General features: G+C 64.4%; 14 protein-coding genes and 1 pseudogene. 8 read left to right on the forward strand and 7 right to left on the reverse strand.

All coding sequences use genetic code 11. The features are described from left to right. Window positions 1–120: 120 nt before the first annotated feature. Genes recC through P3T25_RS22200 form a run of 3 tightly spaced genes read left to right on the forward strand, consistent with a single transcriptional unit; the run spans window position 121 to window position 9220 of the window. The gene (recC, locus tag P3T25_RS22190) at window positions 121–3498 is read left to right on the forward strand and encodes an exodeoxyribonuclease V subunit gamma (protein WP_429358958.1); all 3378 of its coding nucleotides are present in this window, start codon (window positions 121–123) and stop codon (window positions 3496–3498) included. Then, on the forward strand, window positions 3495–7187 hold the full coding sequence (recB, locus tag P3T25_RS22195; protein WP_429358959.1) for an exodeoxyribonuclease V subunit beta: 3693 nt from the start codon (window positions 3495–3497) through the stop codon (window positions 7185–7187). Before recC ends, recB begins: the two co-directional genes overlap by 4 nt. Next, on the forward strand, window positions 7184–9220 hold the full coding sequence (locus P3T25_RS22200; RefSeq protein WP_429358960.1) for an AAA family ATPase: 2037 nt from the start codon (window positions 7184–7186) through the stop codon (window positions 9218–9220). Before recB ends, P3T25_RS22200 begins: the two co-directional genes overlap by 4 nt. Window positions 9221–9271: 51 nt before the next feature. Here P3T25_RS22200 and P3T25_RS22205 read toward each other — a convergent pair whose 3' ends face one another. After that, window positions 9272–9913, reverse strand: coding sequence for a VC0807 family protein (locus tag P3T25_RS22205; RefSeq protein ID WP_408516299.1), 642 nt, complete (start codon window positions 9911–9913; stop codon window positions 9272–9274). Between the two features lie 150 nt (window positions 9914–10063). On the opposite strand from P3T25_RS22205, the gene arfB reads away from it, so the two are divergent. After that, window positions 10064–10468: an alternative ribosome rescue aminoacyl-tRNA hydrolase ArfB gene (gene arfB / locus P3T25_RS22210; RefSeq protein ID WP_154565248.1), complete on the forward strand. Its 405-nt coding sequence runs from the start codon at window positions 10064–10066 to the stop codon at window positions 10466–10468. A 123-nt stretch (window positions 10469–10591) separates the two neighbouring features. On the opposite strand, the gene P3T25_RS22215 is transcribed toward arfB, so the two are convergent. Then, window positions 10592–11887 carry a sensor domain-containing phosphodiesterase gene (locus P3T25_RS22215; RefSeq protein WP_154565247.1) on the reverse strand — a complete coding sequence of 432 codons (1296 nt, stop codon included), beginning with the start codon at window positions 11885–11887 and terminating at the stop codon, window positions 10592–10594. A 563-nt stretch (window positions 11888–12450) separates the two neighbouring features. Here P3T25_RS22215 and P3T25_RS22220 point away from each other — a divergent pair. Further along, window positions 12451–12741, forward strand: coding sequence for a putative quinol monooxygenase (locus P3T25_RS22220; RefSeq protein ID WP_154565246.1), 291 nt, complete (start codon window positions 12451–12453; stop codon window positions 12739–12741). A 139-nt stretch (window positions 12742–12880) separates the two neighbouring features. Here P3T25_RS22220 and P3T25_RS22225 read toward each other — a convergent pair whose 3' ends face one another. From P3T25_RS22225 to P3T25_RS22235, 3 genes are all read right to left on the reverse strand, one after another. Then, complete coding sequence (locus P3T25_RS22225) at window positions 12881–13138, reverse strand: hypothetical protein (protein ID WP_007182306.1); 258 nt, start codon at window positions 13136–13138, stop codon at window positions 12881–12883. A gap of 214 nt (window positions 13139–13352) precedes the next feature. Beyond that, complete coding sequence (locus P3T25_RS22230) at window positions 13353–13595, reverse strand: hypothetical protein (protein ID WP_093632441.1); 243 nt, start codon at window positions 13593–13595, stop codon at window positions 13353–13355. A 245-nt stretch (window positions 13596–13840) separates the two neighbouring features. After that, window positions 13841–14560 carry a YdcF family protein gene (locus P3T25_RS22235; protein WP_372342704.1) on the reverse strand — a complete coding sequence of 240 codons (720 nt, stop codon included), beginning with the start codon at window positions 14558–14560 and terminating at the stop codon, window positions 13841–13843. Window positions 14561–14826: 266 nt separating this feature from the next. Between P3T25_RS22235 and P3T25_RS22240 the strand changes: the two genes are divergently transcribed. Next, window positions 14827–15150 (forward strand): hypothetical protein, encoded by a 324-nt coding sequence (locus P3T25_RS22240; RefSeq protein ID WP_097392170.1) that lies wholly within the window; start codon window positions 14827–14829, stop codon window positions 15148–15150. Between the two features lie 371 nt (window positions 15151–15521). On the opposite strand, the gene P3T25_RS22245 is transcribed toward P3T25_RS22240, so the two are convergent. Together P3T25_RS22245 and P3T25_RS22250 are read right to left on the reverse strand one after the other, a co-directional pair. Next, window positions 15522–15776 carry a hypothetical protein gene (locus P3T25_RS22245; RefSeq protein ID WP_154565244.1) on the reverse strand — a complete coding sequence of 85 codons (255 nt, stop codon included), beginning with the start codon at window positions 15774–15776 and terminating at the stop codon, window positions 15522–15524. 309 nt (window positions 15777–16085) lie between these two features. Then, window positions 16086–16481 (reverse strand): annotated as a pseudogene (locus P3T25_RS22250) (transposase); the annotation flags it as partial. A 409-nt stretch (window positions 16482–16890) separates the two neighbouring features. Here P3T25_RS22250 and P3T25_RS22255 point away from each other — a divergent pair. Together P3T25_RS22255 and P3T25_RS22260 are read left to right on the forward strand one after the other, a co-directional pair. Next, window positions 16891–17793 (forward strand): LysR family transcriptional regulator, encoded by a 903-nt coding sequence (locus P3T25_RS22255; RefSeq protein ID WP_154565243.1) that lies wholly within the window; start codon window positions 16891–16893, stop codon window positions 17791–17793. Between the two features lie 223 nt (window positions 17794–18016). Continuing rightward, window positions 18017–19240, forward strand: coding sequence for a pyridoxal phosphate-dependent aminotransferase (locus P3T25_RS22260; RefSeq protein ID WP_429358961.1), 1224 nt, complete (start codon window positions 18017–18019; stop codon window positions 19238–19240). Window positions 19241–19268 lie beyond the last annotated feature (28 nt).

A 19268-nucleotide genomic window follows, 5' to 3' on the forward strand; every position in this document is an offset into this window, starting at 1 on the left:
CCTGATCTGACCTCGTCCGTTCGGCCAGGTTCTGCCCTGGGAGCGCGTTTGTTATGCTGTCGCTTCAATGTCTGCCGCGGCCCGGGTGTTCCGCTCGCGTCGCCTGCTTTCCCAGGATCCATGCTCCAACTCTTCTACTCGAACCGCTACGAAACCCTTGTCGGCGCGCTGCTCGACGACTTGGCGCAAGCGCCGTCCGATCCCTGGACCGCGCAGCCCGTGATCGTCCCGAGCGCGGCGGTGCGGCGCCGGCTCGAGCTCGACATCGCCGCGCGCCAGGGTATCTGCGCGAATGTCAATTTTGGTTACCTCGCGCAGTGGCTGTGGGCGCAAATCGGCGGCGTGATCGAAGTACCCAAGCATTCGCCGTTCGCGCCGGACCAGCTCGTCTGGCGCTGCTACCGGTTGCTGGGAGAGGCGGATGAAGCACTGCCGTGGAATGCTTCGCCACGTCTGCGCACTTATCTCGATGCGGCGGATGCGTCGATGCGCTACGAACTGGCGCGGCGTGTGGCCACGGTGCTCGACCACTATCTGACCTATCGCCCGGAATGGCTGCTGGAATGGCAGAAGGGCGGTTCGATCTTCGCGAGTGGCGCGGCGGACGACAAGGGTCCGCGTCTCGTTGGCGCGAGTGAAGCGGCGCGTGAGGACGAGCGTTGGCAAGCCGCGCTGTGGCGTGCCGTGCTTGCCGAAGTGGCCGGCGACGCGCAAACGCCCGCAGCCGCCTTGCCGCCCGCTTATCGCTTTCTCGAGGAAATCGGCACGCTCGATCTCGAAGCCATCTCGAACGCGCAGTGGCCTGAAGCGGTCAGCGTGTTCGCGCTGCCGACCATGCCGCCGCTGCACGTCGCCTTGTTGCGCGCGTTGTCGCGCTGGGTCGACGTGCGTCTGTATGTGATGAACCCGTGCCGCGAATTCTGGTTCGACGTCGTCAGTGCGGGCCGTGTCGAAGCGCTCGATGTCGCCGGCCAGCTCGATTATCAGGAAGTGGGTCATCCGCTCCTGGCCGAGTGGGGGCGCCAGACCCAGGCGCAACTGCATATGCTCCATGAGTTGACCGAGAGCGCCGCATCCGGCGAGACGGGCGACTTCACCGAGAATCCGGAACCGAGCTGGCTCGCTGCCGTGCAGAACGGCATCCTCGATCTGCGGGCGGAAACGGACACGGACGAATTGCCGATCGAAAACGGCATTGAAGTCCATGTGTGCCACAGCCTGTCGCGGCAGCTCGAAGTGCTGCACGACCGCCTGCTCGGCTGGTTCGATGAGTTCGACGATCTGCAACCGTCCGACGTGCTGGTTGCGGTGTCCGATCTCGCGGCCGCCGGGCCATTGATCGATGCGGTATTCGGCACCGCGCCGCCTGGCGATACTCGCCGCATTCCGTACCGGATCACCGGCTTGCCGCCTTCGCAGGCCAATCCGGTCGCGCGTTTGCTGCTCGATTGGCTGGCCTTGCCTGAGCGTAGCGTGGGTGCGCCGGATCTGATCGAATGGCTGCGGGTCGATGCGATCGCCGCGCGCTACGGGATCGATGCCAGTGCGCTCGAAGCCGCGCAGGAATGGCTCGCGGCAGCCGGTGCGCGTCGCGGGCTGGTGCCTGTCGAGCCGACGGGCGAGCACGTGCCTGTCGCGCGTCATACGTTCGCCGACGCGCTGACCCGTCTGTACCTCGGCTACGCGATGCCGGACGGCGGCGAACCGGTCGATGCCTGGTTGCCCGTTGAAGGCGCTGATGGCTCGGACGCCGAGCTTCTCGGCCGCCTGTCGCGTTTCGTCGACGATATCGAGACCTTCGCGCAGCGCTGCTCGATCGACCAGACACCTGCCGAATGGACGCAACTGCTGCTCGAAACTCTTGCGCAGTGCTTCGACAGCGGCGTGGCGTTTGCCGATTCGCTGGCGGCAGTGCGCGACGCCATCGACAAGATGGGCGACGCGATGCAAGCGGGCGCAGAAGATGTTGTGCTGCCGGCCGCGGTGGTGCGCGGCGCGCTCACCGAGGCGCTCGACGACCCGGCGCGCGGCGGCGTGCCTTGGGGCAGCGTGACGTTTTCGTCGCTGACCAGCTTGCGCGGTTTGCCGTATCGCATCGTCTGCCTGCTCGGCATGGATGACGGCGTGTTGCCGAGTCTCGCCCGTGCCGACGAATTCGACCTGATGGCCGCGTTCGGTAAAGCCGGTGACCGGCAGCGCCGCGACGACGAACGCAATCTGTTCCTCGATCTGCTGCTGGCGGCGCGCGACCGGTTGTTTATCGCCTATACGGGCCGCAGCATTCGCGACAATGCGCCGTTGCCGCCAGCCGCGCTGGTCGATGAATTGCTCGATCACCTCGCGCAAGTGTCGGCGGGGGAAGGGGCGAGTCCCGCGGAAATCGAAGCCGCACGGCATGCGTTCATCATCGATCATCCGCTGCAGGCGTTCGCGTCGGATTATTTCTCGTCGCAGCATGGCCTCTTCACTTACGACGTGGATCGCGCGGAACTGGCCAGTTTGCTGGCCGCGCCGCAGCATCCGGCCGCCGCGCCGTTCTTCGATCAACCGTTGCCGCCCGAAGAGACGGCCTCGGTCGCATTCGACGAATTCGTGCGCTTCTGGCGTCATCCGGCGCGGGCGTTGTTGCGCGACCGTCTGGGCATCGTGTTGTCGGATGCGCAAGGGGAGTTGCTCGACACCGAGCCGTTCGAACTCGATTGGGCTGGACGGGACGCCCTGGCGGAGCGGCTCCTTCCGGTACTGCTGGACAGCGATACCGAAGACGATAACAGCATGTTCGAGCGCGTGCGCCGCGTTGCCGCGGCCAGTCCCGAACTGCCGGGTGGCGCGACCGGCGCGGTATGGCGCTCGCGCGAACTCGGCGCGCTGCGCCAACTCGCCGACAGCGTGCGCCGCGAAGTTGCGTCGGGTGTCGAACGGTTACCGTTCGTGCTCGATATCGCGCCGCGCTGGCCTCACAGCGCCGACATCGCCGATACGCTCTTCGGCACTCATGACGCGGCGCTCCGCAAAGCGGCCGAAACACCGTTGCAACTGCATGGCACCTTGAATTTGCTGACCGAAACAGGACAAGTGATTTTCCGCTACGCCAAGCCTACTGCGCGCGACTATCTATCGGCGTGGCTTGCGCATCTGGTGTATTGCGCGGCGCAGCCGAACGGTCCACGCCGTACGGTTTGGCATGGCAGCGGCGAGAGCTTCGAGCTCACGCCGGTCGCCGCGCCGCTCGATGAACTGGCGCCGCTAGCCGCATTGTTCAGAGCAGGACGCATGCTGCCGCTGCGCTTTTTCCCGAAGAGTGCATGGATGAAAGTCAGCGAGAGCGATTCCGCGGCGCAGGGTGTGTGGATCAATGATCGGGTGCGCGGAGAATCAGATGACCCCGCCTTGCGCATCGCGCTGCGCGGCACGCCGCTTTCGCTCGAAGAACCGTTCGGCAGTCTCGCCTCGATCGTATTCAAACCGCTCGTGCAGCATCTGCGGAGCGCATCATGAGCGGCGCCGTTCACCATCACGCGCTGGTTGCTGAAGAGCTCGACGTCTTCGCCTGTTCGCTCGACGGCGTCAATCAGATCGAGGCGTCGGCGGGAACCGGCAAGACCTGGAACATCTGCGCGTTGTATGTGCGGCTGCTGCTCGAAAAGAACCTGAACGCCGATCAGATTCTCGTCGTGACCTTTACCAAGGCGGCGACCGCGGAGTTACACGAACGGATTCGCGGGCGGCTCGCGGAACTGGACCGGGCTATCGATACGGACGACGACGGCGGCGATCCGTTCATCCAGCGTCTCTTTGAAACGACGCTGGCGCCCGAGCGCGGCATCGATCGTGAGACCGCGTTGAAAGTCGTACGCCGCGCATTGCGCACGTTCGATCAGGCCGCGATTCACACCATCCACGCGTTCTGTCAGCGTGCGTTGCAGGAGGCGCCGTTCGCCGCGGCCATGCCTTTCGCCTTCGAAATGGAAGCCGACGACGCTGCCTTGCGTTTCGAAATGGCGGCCGATTTCTGGCGCGAGCAGGTGGAACCGGTGGCTTATGCGCATCCTGCGTTTGCCGCATGGCTGGTGGCCAAACGCGCTGGTCCCGCATCGCTCGATGAGCAACTCGCGCGGCGCCTGAAGAAGCCGTTGGCGCAGTTGCGCTGGGGCAAGGTCGATTCAGGTGGAAACAATGCCGATCCGCAAGCGGGTTTCGATGCTGCCTGCGCGATGTGGCAGGCGGAGCGTGACTCGATCGTCAGTCTGCTTGGACAAGCGCAAGACCGTCTGAGCAAGACCTCGCACAAGCCCGAACTCGTGAGCGCGGCGATTGCCGCGTGGACCGAATATTTCGCTCAGGGCGATTGCCATGCGCCGCCGCCAAAGGCGGCCTTGAAGCTGACGGCTTCGGCGTTGAAGAAGGCGACCAAGGTTAAGTTCGAACCGCCCGAGCATCCGTTCTTCGAGCACGCCGAAGCGCTGTCTGCCGCCGTGATCGCGGCCGAAGCCGCACAACGCGCGCGCTGGCTTTCGCTCGTCGAAACCTGGCTCGACTACGCGCCCTCCGAACTGATAGCGCGCAAACGCACGCGCCGGGTGGTGTCGTTCGACGATCTGCTGTCCAACCTGTATCGCGCGCTCGCGGCCAACCCCTGGCTCGCCGAGGCTTTGCGCACGCGTTATCCGGCCGCGCTGATCGACGAGTTTCAGGATACCGATCCGTTGCAGTTCGCGATCTTCAGCCGCATCTTCGCGCCGGCTGGTCCGCTGTTTCTGGTCGGCGATCCGAAGCAGGCGATCTACAGTTTCCGCGCGGCGGATCTGCATACCTATCTGGCGGCGCGCGAGGCGGCATCAGCGTGCTACACGCTCGCGGTCAATCAGCGTTCGACCGCGCCGATCGTCGAGGCCTGCAACCGGCTGTTCGAAGCCAATCCACAGGCGTTCGTGCTCGACGGTCTCGACTATCAGCCGGTGCGGGCTGGTGAGCGGCGGCGTCTGCCGTTCTCCGAACCCGAAGCAAACGCTGGGGACTTCCGCATCTGGACTTTGCCGCAAGGCGACGCCGCGTTGACCAAACGCGAAGCGCAGCGCGCGGCGAGCGAAGCCTGCGCCGCTGAGATTGTGCGGCTGTTGCGTGGCGCACGCGAAGGGTCGGTGACGATCGGCGATGCGCCGCTTGCGCCAGGCAATATCGCGGTGCTCGTGCAAACGCACAAGCAGGGCAGCCTGATCAAGCGGGTGCTGGCGTCGTGGGGCGTTGGCAGCGTGGAACTGGCGCAGGCTTCGGTGTTTGCCACGCTCGACGCCGAGCAGATTGAACGCGTGCTGGCCGCGGTCGATACGCCGGGCGATCTGCGCCGGCTGCGCGCCGCGCTCGCTACTGATTGGCTTGGCCTCGACGCCGCCGCGCTGTGGCGCCTCGAGCAGGTCGCCGACGCACCGGCACCGGCCGATGATCCCGCACATGCCGCGGACGCGATGGGTTGGGTCGAGCGTTTCTCGCGCTATCGCACGCTATGGCACGAGCGCGGCTTCGCCTTGATGTGGCGCACGCTGATGCGCGAACTGCGCGTCGCACAGCGGTTGGTGGCCGGGCCGGACGGCGAGCGCCGTCTGACGAACGTGAATCATCTGGCCGAACTCGTGCAGGCGCGTGCCGCCACGCAACCCGGCATTGCGCCGACGTTGCGTTGGCTCGCCGCGCAACGCACGCAAGGTGGCGGCGAAGATGCGCAGTTGCGGCTCGAGTCGGATCGCAATCTTGTGCAGATCGTCACCGTGCATAAATCGAAAGGGCTGGAATATGCGGTCGTGTTCTGTCCGTTTCTGAACGACGGTGCGCTGCGCGAGCCGCCGTCCTCCGGCTTGCCCGATGCACGCGAGTACCACGACGAAACGGGTGGTGCAGTGCTGCACTACGGTTGCGATGACGAGGAAGCCGAACGCGCGTCACGTTACGCGGCGCGCGAACAGGCGGCGGAACGGGCACGGCTCGTCTATGTGGCGCTGACGCGCGCGGTGTACCGCTGCTATCTGGTTGCAGGTACTTATCTGTCGTCGCGCTCTACCAAGGAGTCGCGGCGCAGCGTGCTGAACTGGCTGGTGGGTGGCAGCGGTCACAGCTTCGACGATTGGCTCACCGACCCACCCGACGAAGCCGCCTTGTCATCATCGTGGCAGGCGTTGGCGGGCGGTCCGATCACGTTGCAGGCATTGCCGAAAGTGGAGCGCCGTGCGCCCTTGGAAAGCCTCCAGGACAGCGGCGCGCGGATGCAGGCGCGCGCCAATCGGCGGCCGTTGCGCGATCAGTGGCGCATGGCCAGCTTCAGCGGCCTGATCGCCGCCGGCAGCAAAGCCGAGGAGGCGCATACGCCGGTGGAAGAGGTGCGCCCCGATCACGACGAGATCGCCGACGCGCTTGCGCCAACGCCGTTAGCGGTGCCGCAAGCGCCGTCCTACGCTGAGGACGACATTCTCGCGTTTCCACGCGGCGCGGCGGCGGGCGAGTGTCTGCATCGCATGTTCGAGCTCGCGGATTTCACCGATCCGAAGACATGGCCGGATGCCATCCGGGGCGCGTTGCGCGAGCGTCCGGCGCCGGCAGTGCCCGAACTCGCGGCACGCTTGCCGGCCATGATGCATAACCTGATCGCGGACGTAGTGACCACCGAGCTCGTGCCCGGCATGGCGCTCGCCAGGTTGAATCCGCAGCGCCGTCTGAACGAACTCGAATTTCTGTTTGCCGCGCCTTCGCTCGATTTTCCGGCGCTGCGCGAGCTGCTGATCGAACACGGGTATCCCGACGTTGCGCTGGAACCCGGCGTGTTGCGCGGTTTCGTCAAAGGATTTATCGACATGCTCGTCGAGCACGACGGACGCTTCTGGATCGTCGACTGGAAGTCGAACCATCTGGGCGACACCGCCGCCGACTACGCCGCGGCACCGCTCGAAGCGGCCATGGCGAGCCACGCGTATCACCTGCAGGCGCTCCTCTATACGGTGGCGCTGCATCGCTATCTGAAAACGCGGGTGCGCGACTATGCGTACGACACGCACATCGGCGGCTATCTCTATCTGTTCGTGCGCGGTGTTCGTCCGCAGTGGCGCGATGCGGATGGAGCGGCGGGCGTTCACATGCGGCGGCCTGCATTCGAACTGGTGGCGCTGCTCGACGCGGCGATGATCGGAGGTGTCGCATGAGCACGTTCGAGCGGAACTCTTCCACGCCGCCGGAGCTTGACGACATCGGGGTGAATTTGCCCGCGCCCGCCGATTTCAGCACCGCGCTTGCCGAAGGGTTCGCGCGCCGCATCGGCACCTTGGCGCGGCGCGGCGGCGCGTCGGGCGAGGCGGTGAAGTGGGCGGCGCGGGCCGCCTTCGCCGCGAGCCGTACGACTGCCGAGGGGCACGTGTGCCTGCCGCTTGCCGTGCTGGCGCGCCGCTTCGATGCATCGAGCGCGGATGTGCGAGCGGCGCTGTTCGCAAGCGGCATGGTTAGCGACGGCTCGCAAAGCGCGGCGGCGTTGCGCCCGCTGGTGATCGATGGGCAAGAGCGGCTGTATCTGGCGCGCTACTACGACTATGAGCGGCGTCTCGCACGCTCGCTGGTTGCGCATGCGGGTGCAAATGCAGGCGCCAGTGCAGGCGTAGACGCGAACGCTACCGCTCAAACGTTGCACGAGCGTCTGCTGCGCTATTTCGGCCCGCCGCAGGACGACGAAGTCGACTGGCAACGTGTCGCCGCAGTCATGGCGCTGTCCGGGCGGTTGACCATCGTCAGCGGCGGCCCAGGTACCGGCAAGACGACTACGGTGGTTGGCGTGCTTGCCTGTTTGCTGGATGCGCGGGCCGATCTGCGAATTGCATTGGCGGCGCCCACCGGCAAAGCCGCGCAACGCATGCAGGAAGCCTTGCTCGCACGTGCCGGCGATTTGCCGCCCGAACTCGCCGCGCGTTTGCCGCAGACGTCGTACACCTTGCATCGGCTGCTTGGTTCAGGGCCGGGTGGGCGCTTCCGGCATCATCGCGACAACCCGCTGCCTTACGACGTCGTCGTGATCGACGAGGCGTCAATGATCGACGTTGCGATGGCGGCGCATTTGCTCGATGCCATTGCGCCGCAGACGCGTCTCGTGATGCTGGGTGACAAGGACCAGCTCGCTGCCGTCGAGGCTGGTGCGGTGTTCGCCGAGCTCAGCGCGCGGCCTGCTTTTACGCAGAACGGACTGCAGCGGATTGCTGAGGCGCTTGGCATTGAGGCGGCGCGGTTGTCGGAAGCATTGCCGGATGTGTCGAGCGGCTTCGACGAAGGGCCTGACGATTTTTTCGCGCAAACGGGTGCGCCAGACGATTTCGATACGCCGCCTGACGACTTGTTCGTCTCAGCACTACCTTCGTCCCCCCCAAACCCGCTCGCCGACTGCGTCGTCTGGCTCGAGCGCAACTATCGATTCGGCCTCGAATCGCCGATCGGCCGTTTGTCGCTCGCGATTCGCAACGGTGCAGCCGGCGCGGCGCTCGAAGTCCTGCGCATCGACCCGGCCGAACCCTGCGCGGCGGCGCTGTACGAAGATACGCATGCGACGCTTGCCGATCGCACCGTCGTGCGGCTCGCCGCAGGTTTTGCACCGTACGCGGATGCGCTCGCCGAAGCCCTAGCCGCCGATACACCGGACCCATTGCCGCTCTTCGACGCACTGAACCGCTTTCGAATTCTGTGCGCGACCCGCTCCGGGCCGCGCGGGGTCGATCAGGTGAATGCCGCAGTGGCCGCACAGGTGCGGCGCGCGGCGGGTGTGACGCTGGCCGTAGGTGCGCAGTGGTTCGCCGGACGCCCCGTTATGGTGACGCGCAACGACTACGCGCTCGGACTGTTCAACGGCGACATCGGCATTGCGCTGCCGGGTGCGGGCGGTGCGTTGCGCGTGTATTTCCGTACCGGCGACGGCGGTCTGCGTGCCGTGTCGCCTGCTGCACTGCCGCCGCACGATACGGCATTCGCGCTCACGGTTCATAAGTCGCAAGGCTCGGAGTTCCAGCATGCGGTGTTGATGTTGCCGTCGGTGTTCAGCCGCGTGCTGTCGCGTGAACTCGTGTACACGGCAATTACCCGCGCGCGTGAGCGTGTCGAAGTGATTGGCGCGCGCGCCGTGCTGGCGCAGGCCATCGCGACGCCGACGCAGCGTGATTCGGGCTTGGCCGCGCGAATTGCGGAGGCGTGGCGCGTCGCCTAGCGGGATGACGTGGGCAACGCGCGTATTCGCTCGCGGGCCCGGCCAAACCCCTCATCCCGCGATCCCGCCCGGTTGCACGCGCGCTTCGACCCGGCTGCGCATGGTCTTGCGATACCACAGCGTCCATAGCGTCAAGGCGCCGTAAATGCCGTAGCCGATGAACGGCGAGACCACCAGAAAGCGTTCGATCGGCCAGGTGAGCGCCATCCAGGCGCGCAGCGCCGTTTCACCGGTCAGGCCGACGCCCCATACGAGCGTCATGAGCCGCATTGCACTGACGAGAGCAGGCCGCTCGCGCCACAAGGTTTCGAAGCGCTCGGCGCCGCCTTCCATTTCACGGGCGACGGTGGCGCGCGCGAGATAGAAGATCAGCGGACGGCGCATCGGCAACGACAGCAGAAACACCACGCCCACCGCGCCGGACACCAGCGATTCCCGCAGCAACAGCATGCGGGGGCTGCCGCCCAGCGCCATCGCCGCGACCGACAGCACGATGCCCGCCACGACCATGACGCTGAGCGCGTCGACGCGTCGAAAGCGCACCAGTTCGATCAGGCTCCAGACGATCGGCGGCACGGCGGACGCGATCAGCGCGCCGGTCTCGCCCAGGTGCGGCAGCGCGAAACGGTAGGCAAGCCATGGCAGCAGAAAGTTGACGGCCAGTTCCAGCACAAAACCCGGACGGAGTTTCATATGAATTTACGCTGTAAGCGAAAACGGCAGTATCGGTGAACCGGCTGTGTCGATGCAAATAGTTTTTCGCATCGGCGGCCGTTGCCGATAGTCCGTAGTCGGTAATCGACTGTGCCCTGGGTACACTTGCGTCTCTAGCTCAATCCCATCATGACATCCCGTTATCCGATCCCGCCGAACGAAATCGAATTGACCGCAGTGCGCGCGCAAGGAGCGGGCGGTCAGAACGTCAACAAGGTCTCAAGTGCCATCCATCTGCGTTTCGACGTGCACGCTTCGTCGTTACCGGACGTGCTGAAAATGCGCCTGCTCGCGCTGTCCGATCATCGGCTTACGCGCGACGGGGTGGTGATCATCAAGGCGCAGCAGCATCGCACTCAGGAGATGAACCGCGCGGCGGCGCTCGCGCGGCTCGACGAGCTGATCGAAAGCGTCAGCGTGACGCGTAAGCCGCGCGTCGCGACCCGGCCGACGCGCGCGTCGAACCGGCGTCGCCTCGACAGCAAGGCCAAGCGCAGTGAGATCAAATCCGGCCGCGGGCGGGTGGAGGATTGACGGGATTAAAGGGATTTAAGGCGGCGGGGCCGAGGCGCTAAATCCCGGCAGAGCGACAAAAGTGCCCTCAGACGCACCCGAGGAGTCTCACGATAACGCGCGCCAGCCAACGGTCGCTCAGGCTCAGCGTTTGCCCCCGCGTCCGCCAGAACGCGTATCGGCCGGCGACGTCGTCGGCACAAAATCGACGCAAAGCACATGTGTGCCGTCATGCTCGAAAGCGATTGCCGCGGTATAGCAGTCCTGGCCGTCCGCGAGCGAGTAGTGCGGCCCCATCATGGCGACGCGCCCTGGCGCGGCGAGCGCATGCTTGAAATACGCGCGCCGCGACCAGTTGCTGCGCGTATCGGTGTAGAGCGGCGCGAGCCGCAGCGGAGGTGGCGGCAGCGAGGCGGCCGAGACCGACGCTTGCGTCTGTTCGCCTTGACCGTCGGTGACGAACACGCGGCGGGCTTCGGGCAGATGCCACACCTTTTGCGCCGCCTGCCGCAGATCGCCGGTGGCTTTGAATGTGTCGGCAGCGGCGAGCACGGATTCGGCGAATCCTTCGAAACCGAGCCGCTGGTGGCCGGCATGGGCCTGTTCATAGGCGGCGAACTTGCTCCACATCGACTCGATCAGCGCCGGCACCCGGGCACACGCAGCCTGCACCGAACCCTTCGGCTGGCCGAGCCAGAAACCTTGCACGAAATCGACGTCGGCCTGCATCAGAATCATCAACTCTTCGTCGGTTTCGACGCCTTCGGCCAGTACCAGCGTACCGGACTGGTGGAGCATCGCGATCAGGTGGCTGATCATCGAATCGTCGCCTTCACGCTTGCCCGCGCGCGCGACCAGCGAGCGGTCGAGTTTCACGATGTCGGGGCGAAACCGCCACACGCGGTCGAAGTTCGAAAAACCGGTGCCGAAGTCGTCGATCGCGATCAGGAAGTCGCGCGGCTGCGATGCCGCGAGCATGCTGGCGACGGCGGATTCATCGTCGGCGGGTTGTTCGAGTACTTCGATGACGATGCGTTCCTGCGGCAGGCCGAAGTGCGCCGAGAGCTCATCGATGAAGGTGCGCTGCGGCCAGCCGGTTTCGAACACCTGTGGGCGCGTATTCAGAAACAGCCACCCGGTGCTGATGCCCTGTTCCATGAAATTCGCCACGTGCAGGCAGCGGGCGATGCGGTCGAGTTCACGTGCGTCGGCGGCCGAGCGCGTGCCGGAGAAAAGCACTTCCGGCGATACCGGCAAGCCGACCGGATCGAACGCGCGCAGCAGGCCCTCGTAGCCGACCACGCACTGATGCGTGACCGACAGCACCGGCTGGAACACGCTGTGCAGGGTCAGCGCGCGCCATGTCGCGGTCCAGCCGGACTCGTCCCGGACCAGGTGCGGGAGCAGGCCGCTAAGGGTCAATTCTCTGACGGTCGGCATAAGGGCGGGCATAAGTGCGGGCATAGTGACGTCGCGGCAAGCGGGTGACGGGGCGCGCAGACAGATTTGACGCGCAACGGATGCACAGCCCAGGCGCCGGCAGGGTCAGGCGGGCACAGCCCGGGAACGCGGAGAGCAATGCCAGCCATGCTGGGCTCCGGCGGGATTAGTCAAAACCAGTCTAGCAGTTCGAACTTCGCGTGAATGTGCGGGTTATCACAGACGCGGGATGTGGCCGGGCGCCCGGCAAACCGGCCGTGGTACAGCGGCCGGCCCCGGTCTCGTGGGCGTCTCGCGTGGGTTTCGCGTTCGTTTGCCGCGCGCAGGATCGATCGTTCGAATGAAATCAATCACGCGTATGAAGCCGAGGGTAGCAGGGCGGTGAGTGGCCGCCCGCCAAACTCCAGGCAAGGACGGTGCTCAGACATTTTGCGTCCGCGGAAGGCTTTGCATCAGGGTCATCCTGCCGTGGCCGCAGGAGCCTGCTCGGGGCGCGTGAGCGCCTGCAGGTTTGGCGGGCGGCGGGTATGCTGCTGCTTTTCCTGAACAAACGGAGCACAGGCATGGCGGAAATCGCAGTGGTCGCAATCTCGGTGGCAAAGCCGGGCTATGAAGAGCAATTGCGCGAAGCGCTCGAAGGCATCGTCGGGCCGACACGCAAGGAGCTGGGTGCGCTTCAATACGATCTGCATCGTGACGTGCAGGAGCCGCGCCGGTTCGTGTTTGTCGAGCGTTGGGAAAGCCAGGAAGCGCTGGCGGCGCATGCAAAATCCGCGCACATTGCGGCTTATAAGAAAGCGGTGGCGGATTGGGTCGAACACGCGGAAATTCGCGTCGTGTCGAAGATCGCGTAAGCGTTGAAGGGGCGAACAGCGGGGACGAAAAGCGGGGGCGAACAACGGAGGGAACTCCGAAGGTCGAACCCTGAAGCCCGAACAACGGCGAGTGAGCTGCCAGGCCGGGCACGGCCTGTGCGGTGCTCGCCGTTTATCTTTAGTGCGTGGCTTGCGGGACGTCGAGGATCAGGATGATGGTCCAGTCGGCATCGCCATCGTGGTGATACTGGCGTTCCGCGACAATGAACGGTTGCTGCTTGCCGTCCGGGCCAAGAAACAGCACGTCGCCTTCCATCGGCAGGCACTCGACGGGCGGCAGCGCGAGGAACGCTTCCTGACCGCCGCGCGGCATCAGTTTTTCGATTTTGCGAGATGCTGCTTCAGTCCATTCGATATCTAGCTGGATGTTGCTCATGCTGTCCTCCGCACCAAGGTGCGCACAGGTTAGGGGGATTCCGGCCGGGTGACGGTCGCTGGGCGCCGGTCGGTGCGCGACTTTAGCATAACGTCGGCCGGGCGCAGCAGGCCTGCAACAAGTTCATTAGACAACAAAAAAGCCGAAGCCGGCGGTGCCGGCTTCGGCTTTTCACCTTCGCGGCGAGGCCGCAGGTGATGCTGTCAAACTGCGCTCACGAACTGGCGGCTTCGGCCTTGGCGGCCTTCTTATGATGGTGCGGGGCCATCTTGTGATGTTTCTCCGGCATAGGCGCGCTTTCCATTGCTTGCTGGCGGTTTTGCAAATCTTGCGCGCGCTGCTCGACGTCGGCGGCCTTGGCCGGATCGGTGCTCATCATGACGCCGTTGTCCTGCGCATAGGCCGCGCCTGTTACGGCACTGAGGGAAACCAGGATCGCCAGGGACACTTTCTTCATTGTTACCTCCGCAGAGTGGTAATGGACCCGAATATTTGCCTGTCCAATCGGAAAGACAATGCATTCTAGCCAGCAATATCCGCTCCAGCGGACGTTTTGTAACTACAGTGACAATTAGTTACATCTTGTTACGTTCGGGCCACAGTCACTGTCGATGACGATCTCGCTTCAAACTCGACAATGCGTTGCCGATACAAAGAATATTCGCATCTCTAAATAAATTGCTTCGTTGGGAAGCGTGAGATTCAGAACCATCCGATTGCACGATAGACGTGAAATTGAGCGATTCCAATCAGTTCGTGCAGCGCAATCTCCGCATTCACCAGATTGTCATAGCGCGGCAGTACACCGGGATCTGCGTGCAGCGCGCTCGAGATCAGCGGCTGTGGCGTGAGGCCGAAACGATGGAAGTCGAGTAAGGCACGCGGCATCTGATAGGCGGAGGTGACGAGTATGAGGGAATCGTAACGTGACCGGTCGAGGATGGCAGAGACGTTGCGCGCGTTTTCGTAAGTCGTGCGGCTGCTGTTTTCCAGCACGATGTCCGCACGCGGCACCTGTTGGCGCAGCAAGTAGGGCAGATAGGTGTCCGCTTCGGTTGCGCTATGTCGCTGCGGATTGCCGCCGCTCACGATAACCTGACACGTGGCGGCCGTACGCTTGCAGGCTGCGTAGTTTTCCGCGCTCACGGCGATGCGCGCGAGCACGTCACGCGGTGGCACGAGTACATCGTCATTGTCGTAAATGGTGCCGCCGCCGAGCATGATTATCGCGGTGCGCGGCGCGAAGCGGGCGGGCGTGTCGGTCCGCCGATGCGGCTGTGCCAATTCCAGCAATGGAGCTGTGAGCCAGCCGGCGGCGAGCAGCCAGAACAGGGCGATCGCGCCAATGGCGAGAGGCCGGCGGGCGCGTTTCCAAAGCACGATTGCTGCAAAAAAAAGCGCTAATAAAGTGAATAGAATCAATTTAAATGGGGTAACGTATGACTTTCGGGACAAATTTATGGGCCTGCTATCGCGCCGCAGCGGTTGCATCGTCGGCCCGTAGACAGAACGCTAACATGGCGTTCAGACGGGGGTTCCGAAAACGAGACCAAGGCAGCACCTGGCGGAATTCGACCGCATGAAAGCGGCCAGTTTCCAGCCAAGGGCGGGTGCTATGCGCGTCACTGGTGGCGCGGTGATGTGTTGGGCATAGATGTGTCATAGCTGCACTTTAAGAAAGAAGTGAGATGACCACGTATTCCAACGAAGCGGTACTTGAAGCGCTGCGGCGGGCGCAATATCGCCAGGTCCCATGGGCCAGACGACCGGGTGTCTTCCAATATCTTCGCGCGCTAGGCTTGATGGACACTGTTCGGCAGCGCACCGTCGCACCGGCTCCGGGTTTTCACGCGCCGGTCGATATTGCCGTGCTCACCGAGCGCGGCAGGGCCGAGTTCGCGAGGCTTGCGCACGACGAACGCCTGTTGAGCTGGACCGCACAGCGAATGAACGACTACGTCGTCGCGACAGCCGAAGCGCGGCCCACAGCCGCTCTCGAAGCCCGGCCTTAAGGGCGGCGGGCAGGCGCTGGCGCTGTATTTCCCGGCCGCTCCACGCGGCTGGCGGTGATTTTATTGCTTCGCTTTATTGCCCAGCTTATGCGCCTCTGCACAGTGGGCGCCGCCCGCCCGTTGACGCAAAAAAAGCCCGTATCGCGAGGATACGGGCGTACCGGAATTACTACTGCCACGCGCTGTGCTAATGGCGTTGAATCAGACTGGCGCGGCGCCTCGTGGTTCCCTGACCGTTCAATTCGCCATACAGCGTGTTGTCTCGCAGTGACGATGGACGCCGGCTATAGCGAACAATGGCGGCGAACAACAGCGTTGATCCCGTGTGATTTGACACAAGCCGAGCCTGTCAGCGGCGCGGCGGCGCATGCCTACCGGCGCCGCGCAGGGTCTTCGCGCGGCGGTTCAGGCCGCGTGCGTACATTGCTCGCGATATCGCCGCGCAAGTCGCCACGCGGCGCAGGCGGCGTGAAGTCGCGGCTGCGTGGTCCGCTTTGCTGCCAGGCTTCAACGGTGGCCGTGTGATCCGGCGGCCAGTTCCAGCCTTGGGGGCGCTGCTGTGCGAGCGCCGGTGCGGCCATTGATGAAACGACAATGCCGCACAGAAGCAGTGACATTGGTTTCATGCTGAGCTCCCGTCAAGCCGATCGACTCAAGGCCTGTTTGCATACACATAAGGTATGCCGAGTGGCGAAAGCACGCTGTAAGCAATAGTAAATGGATGTTTCACCGGCAATCATCGCGCCGCTTCAGCCGTCTGAAGCGACTCGATGATGAACTCGGAGAAACCGGAAGGGACGACTCAGTTGGGCGCGCCGAGGAGCGGTGCCCATTGTTGTCGGTCGGGCGTCGATATACGGCGCACGGCGGGCGCACGGCGGCCCAGATACACGCCGGGCGCCCGCAGGCGCCCGGAGGCAAAACAATTCGCGTCAGGCCATCTTGACCGGCGCGCGCCACGATTCCGGATTGGTCCAGAATGCGCCACGCAGACGGTCGCGGCTCGGCGGTGCCGGCGGTTTCGCCGCGGTCGCGCCAATGCGGCCGCGCAGCGAAATTTCACGGCCGCTCGTGCCGAGTCGCTTAACTATTTCGGCGAGCGTACCATCGGCTTGCCATTCGTCGAAGCGACGGCGGCAAGTCGGCGGCGACGGATAGCGGCCCGGCAGTTTGGACCAGCCTTCTCCAGTCGACAGCACCCAAAGCACGGCATTGACTACTGCGCGCGCTTCCACGCGTGGTCGACCACGACGTTCGCTCCGTGCTGGCTCCGCACAGAACAACGCCTCGACCAGCGCCCACTCGTTGTCTCTCAAATCGTCGAACAGCATCATGTTTCACCTCAGCGAAGCTAACTCCGGTGCGCTGCCCCGCGCCGCGCACTCTCCATGCACTCGATAGGCGAGTGCCAAGGGGGGTCGGGCTTGCCACGATCTGCTATTCAGTCAGTAGTCATGGCGCCGACCCTGTGTGCATGTAAATGCAGGAAGTGTGCCAAGTTGAATCCAACTACCTGAAAGGCCTGTGACAGCGGGCCAGCGCGGGCGCTAGCTAGGGGCGTATAAGAATCCAAAAAACCCATCTCGCAAATCGGGACAATCACCAATCTTGTGCAATCAAGCCCGACCAGCGTGCGTTTGCGCCTTATTGCTGCGCTGCAGCGATCGCACTAAATGCGACTGTGGTGCGACATTTCGCCATACAATGCGCATCAAACTGGGTTATTGATGAGGCTGGTAAATGAATGTGACGCTGCGTCAGCTAAGGGTTTTCATTGAGGTCGCCCGTTTGCAGAGCTTTAGCCGGGCCGGCGATGAAATCGGTCTGACGCAATCGGCGGTCAGTCGCTGCGTACGCGAACTGGAGGGGGAGATCGGTCTGAAGTTGATCGACCGCACCACGCGTGAGGTGCAGCTCACGGATGTCGGCGGCAATCTGGTGTCGAGTGTGTCACGCCTGCTGACGGATCTGGACGACGCATTGCGCGAGATCCGCGAAATCGGCGAGCAGCGCCGTGGACGGGTGGTGGTGGCCGCAAGCCCGACGATCGCCTGCCGGTTGATGCCCGGCGTGGTGGCGTCGTGCGGGCGGCAGTTTCCCTACATCACATTGGGCCTGCGCGACGACGTGCAAAGCGACGTGGTGCGCAAGGTGAAGTCGGGCGAAGTCGATTTCGGCGTGATCATCGGTCCGTTTTCCGCTGACGACCTGCTGAGCGAATCGCTGATGACAGATTCGTTTTGCGTCGTTTCGCGCGACGACCACCCCTTGGCGGCACAGAGGCAGGTGGCATGGACGGACCTCGAAGGCCAGCAGCTCGTCATGCTCGATTACGCGTCAGGCAGCCGGCCGATCATTGATGCCGTGATGCAGGAGTACGGCGTAAGCGCCACCGTGGTGCAGGAGCTGGGGCATTCCGCGACCGTTTTTGGGCTGGTCGAGGCGGGCGTTGGCGTGAGCGTGCTGCCCTGGCTGGCCTTGCCGCTGCCGGCGGGCGCCTCGCTGGTGGCGCGGCCGCTCGTGCCGCGCGCCGAGCGCACCGTCGAACTGGTGCGGCGGCGCGACCGCTCGCTGTCGCCGGCGGCGGAGGCGGTGTGGAGTCTGATTCGTCAATTGCCGGCGCGGGCTGAGGATTTGGGCTGATGACGCGGGCTTGGGCCGTTTGTTCAGCGAGATGAGATTTGTCGCGATCCGCGGAGCGGTCACCGCCTTGAGCCTAGCCCGATAGTCGGGGCGACTGGTGCGGTCGGCTTTCTGATCGTGCCTGGCGAGTCAGCGACTTCGCCGTCCCGAAAACAGGCGGCGCGCTAAACTGACGCCTCTTCCCAAGCGTCAGCCCTTACCTATCACCTGTCTGGAAGCCTCGATGAGCGAAACGGATCTGCCTGTGCCCTCCGTCCCCAACGCGCGCGATGCCGTGCGCGCACTGCGTCCTTCGCAGATCCGAGAAGTCGCTAACGCCGGTTTCGGCGTTGCGGACGTGTTGCCGTTCTGGTTCGGCGAGTCCGATCGGGTGACCCCGGCCTTCATCCGCGACGCCGCAAGCGCAGCGTTAGCCGCGGGCGCCACCTTCTATACGCATAACCTGGGCATTGCGCCGTTGCGCGCGGCGCTCGCGGACTACGTCAGCGCGTTGCACGGGACGACCTCGTCCGATCATATTGCGGTGACGAGCGCCGGCGTCAATGCGCTGATGCTGGCCGCGCAATTGGTGGTGGGGGCGGGCGACCGTGTCGTCGCGGTCACGCCGCTGTGGCCGAATCTGGTCGAGATTCCCAAGATTCTGGGCGCGCATGTAGAAACCGTCGCGCTGGGCTACGGTGAGCGCGGCTGGCAACTCGATCCCGAGCAGTTGCTGGCGGCGCTGACGCCGGACACAAAGATGCTGCTGATCAACTCGCCGAACAATCCAACCGGCTGGGTGATGAGCCGCGAAGAGCAGCGCGCCGTGCTGGCGCATTGCCGCCGCCACGGTATCTGGATCGTCGCTGACGAAGTTTACGAGCGTCTTTATTACGCGGACGCCGAAGCTGGCGCCTACAGCCCCCATTCACGCACGGCGCCGTCGTTTCTCGATCTGGCCACGCGCGACGAGCGCGTGATCTGCGTGAATTCGTTTTCCAAGGCGTGGCTGATGACCGGCTGGCGGCTCGGCTGGATCGTCGCGCCGGCCTCGCTGATGGACGATCTGGGCAAGCTGGTCGAATACAACACCTCGTGTGCACCGGCTTTCGTCCAGCAGGCGGGCATCGCGGCCGTCCAGCAGGGCGAGCGCTTCACGCAGGAACTGGTGCTCGACCTGAAGGCGTCGCGCGACCATCTGGTGCGGGCGCTGTCCACGGTGCCGGGCGTCGACGTTAAGGCGCCGCCCGGGGCAATGTATGTGTTTTTCTCGATGCCGGGGGCGTCACGCAGTCTCGAGCTATGCAAGGCCATGGTGCGCGAAGTGGGCTTGGGCGTGGCGCCCGGCAGCGCGTTTGGTCCGCAAGGCGAGGGGTTCGTGCGCTGGTGCTATGCCTGCGACACCGCGCGGCTGGACGCGGGTGTCGAGCGTCTGACGCGTTTCCTGGCGCAGCACGGCACGCATTGAGACGCGGCGGAAAGGGCGCTTGGCGTGA

Source organism: Paraburkholderia sp. GAS32 (assembly GCF_050434225.1).
Classification (GTDB): domain Bacteria; phylum Pseudomonadota; class Gammaproteobacteria; order Burkholderiales; family Burkholderiaceae; genus Paraburkholderia; species Paraburkholderia madseniana.

What these genes read in the sequence shown, in the direction of transcription:
- arfB (WP_154565248.1), top strand. Translation starts at nt 10,064, where the DNA reads ATGACATCCCGTTATCCGATCCCGCCGAACGAAATCGAATTGACCGCA.
- recC (WP_429358958.1), top strand. Translation starts at nt 121, where the DNA reads ATGCTCCAACTCTTCTACTCGAACCGCTACGAAACCCTTGTCGGCGCG.
- P3T25_RS22200 (WP_429358960.1), top strand. Translation starts at nt 7,184, where the DNA reads ATGAGCACGTTCGAGCGGAACTCTTCCACGCCGCCGGAGCTTGACGAC.
- P3T25_RS22205 (WP_408516299.1), bottom strand. Translation starts at nt 9,913, where the DNA reads ATGAAACTCCGTCCGGGTTTTGTGCTGGAACTGGCCGTCAACTTTCTG.
- P3T25_RS22215 (WP_154565247.1), bottom strand. Translation starts at nt 11,887, where the DNA reads ATGCCGACCGTCAGAGAATTGACCCTTAGCGGCCTGCTCCCGCACCTG.
- P3T25_RS22240 (WP_097392170.1), top strand. Translation starts at nt 14,827, where the DNA reads ATGACCACGTATTCCAACGAAGCGGTACTTGAAGCGCTGCGGCGGGCG.
- P3T25_RS22225 (WP_007182306.1), bottom strand. Translation starts at nt 13,138, where the DNA reads ATGAGCAACATCCAGCTAGATATCGAATGGACTGAAGCAGCATCTCGC.
- recB (WP_429358959.1), top strand. Translation starts at nt 3,495, where the DNA reads ATGAGCGGCGCCGTTCACCATCACGCGCTGGTTGCTGAAGAGCTCGAC.
- P3T25_RS22245 (WP_154565244.1), bottom strand. Translation starts at nt 15,776, where the DNA reads ATGAAACCAATGTCACTGCTTCTGTGCGGCATTGTCGTTTCATCAATG.
- P3T25_RS22220 (WP_154565246.1), top strand. Translation starts at nt 12,451, where the DNA reads ATGGCGGAAATCGCAGTGGTCGCAATCTCGGTGGCAAAGCCGGGCTAT.
- P3T25_RS22260 (WP_429358961.1), top strand. Translation starts at nt 18,017, where the DNA reads ATGAGCGAAACGGATCTGCCTGTGCCCTCCGTCCCCAACGCGCGCGAT.
- P3T25_RS22230 (WP_093632441.1), bottom strand. Translation starts at nt 13,595, where the DNA reads ATGAAGAAAGTGTCCCTGGCGATCCTGGTTTCCCTCAGTGCCGTAACA.
- P3T25_RS22255 (WP_154565243.1), top strand. Translation starts at nt 16,891, where the DNA reads ATGAATGTGACGCTGCGTCAGCTAAGGGTTTTCATTGAGGTCGCCCGT.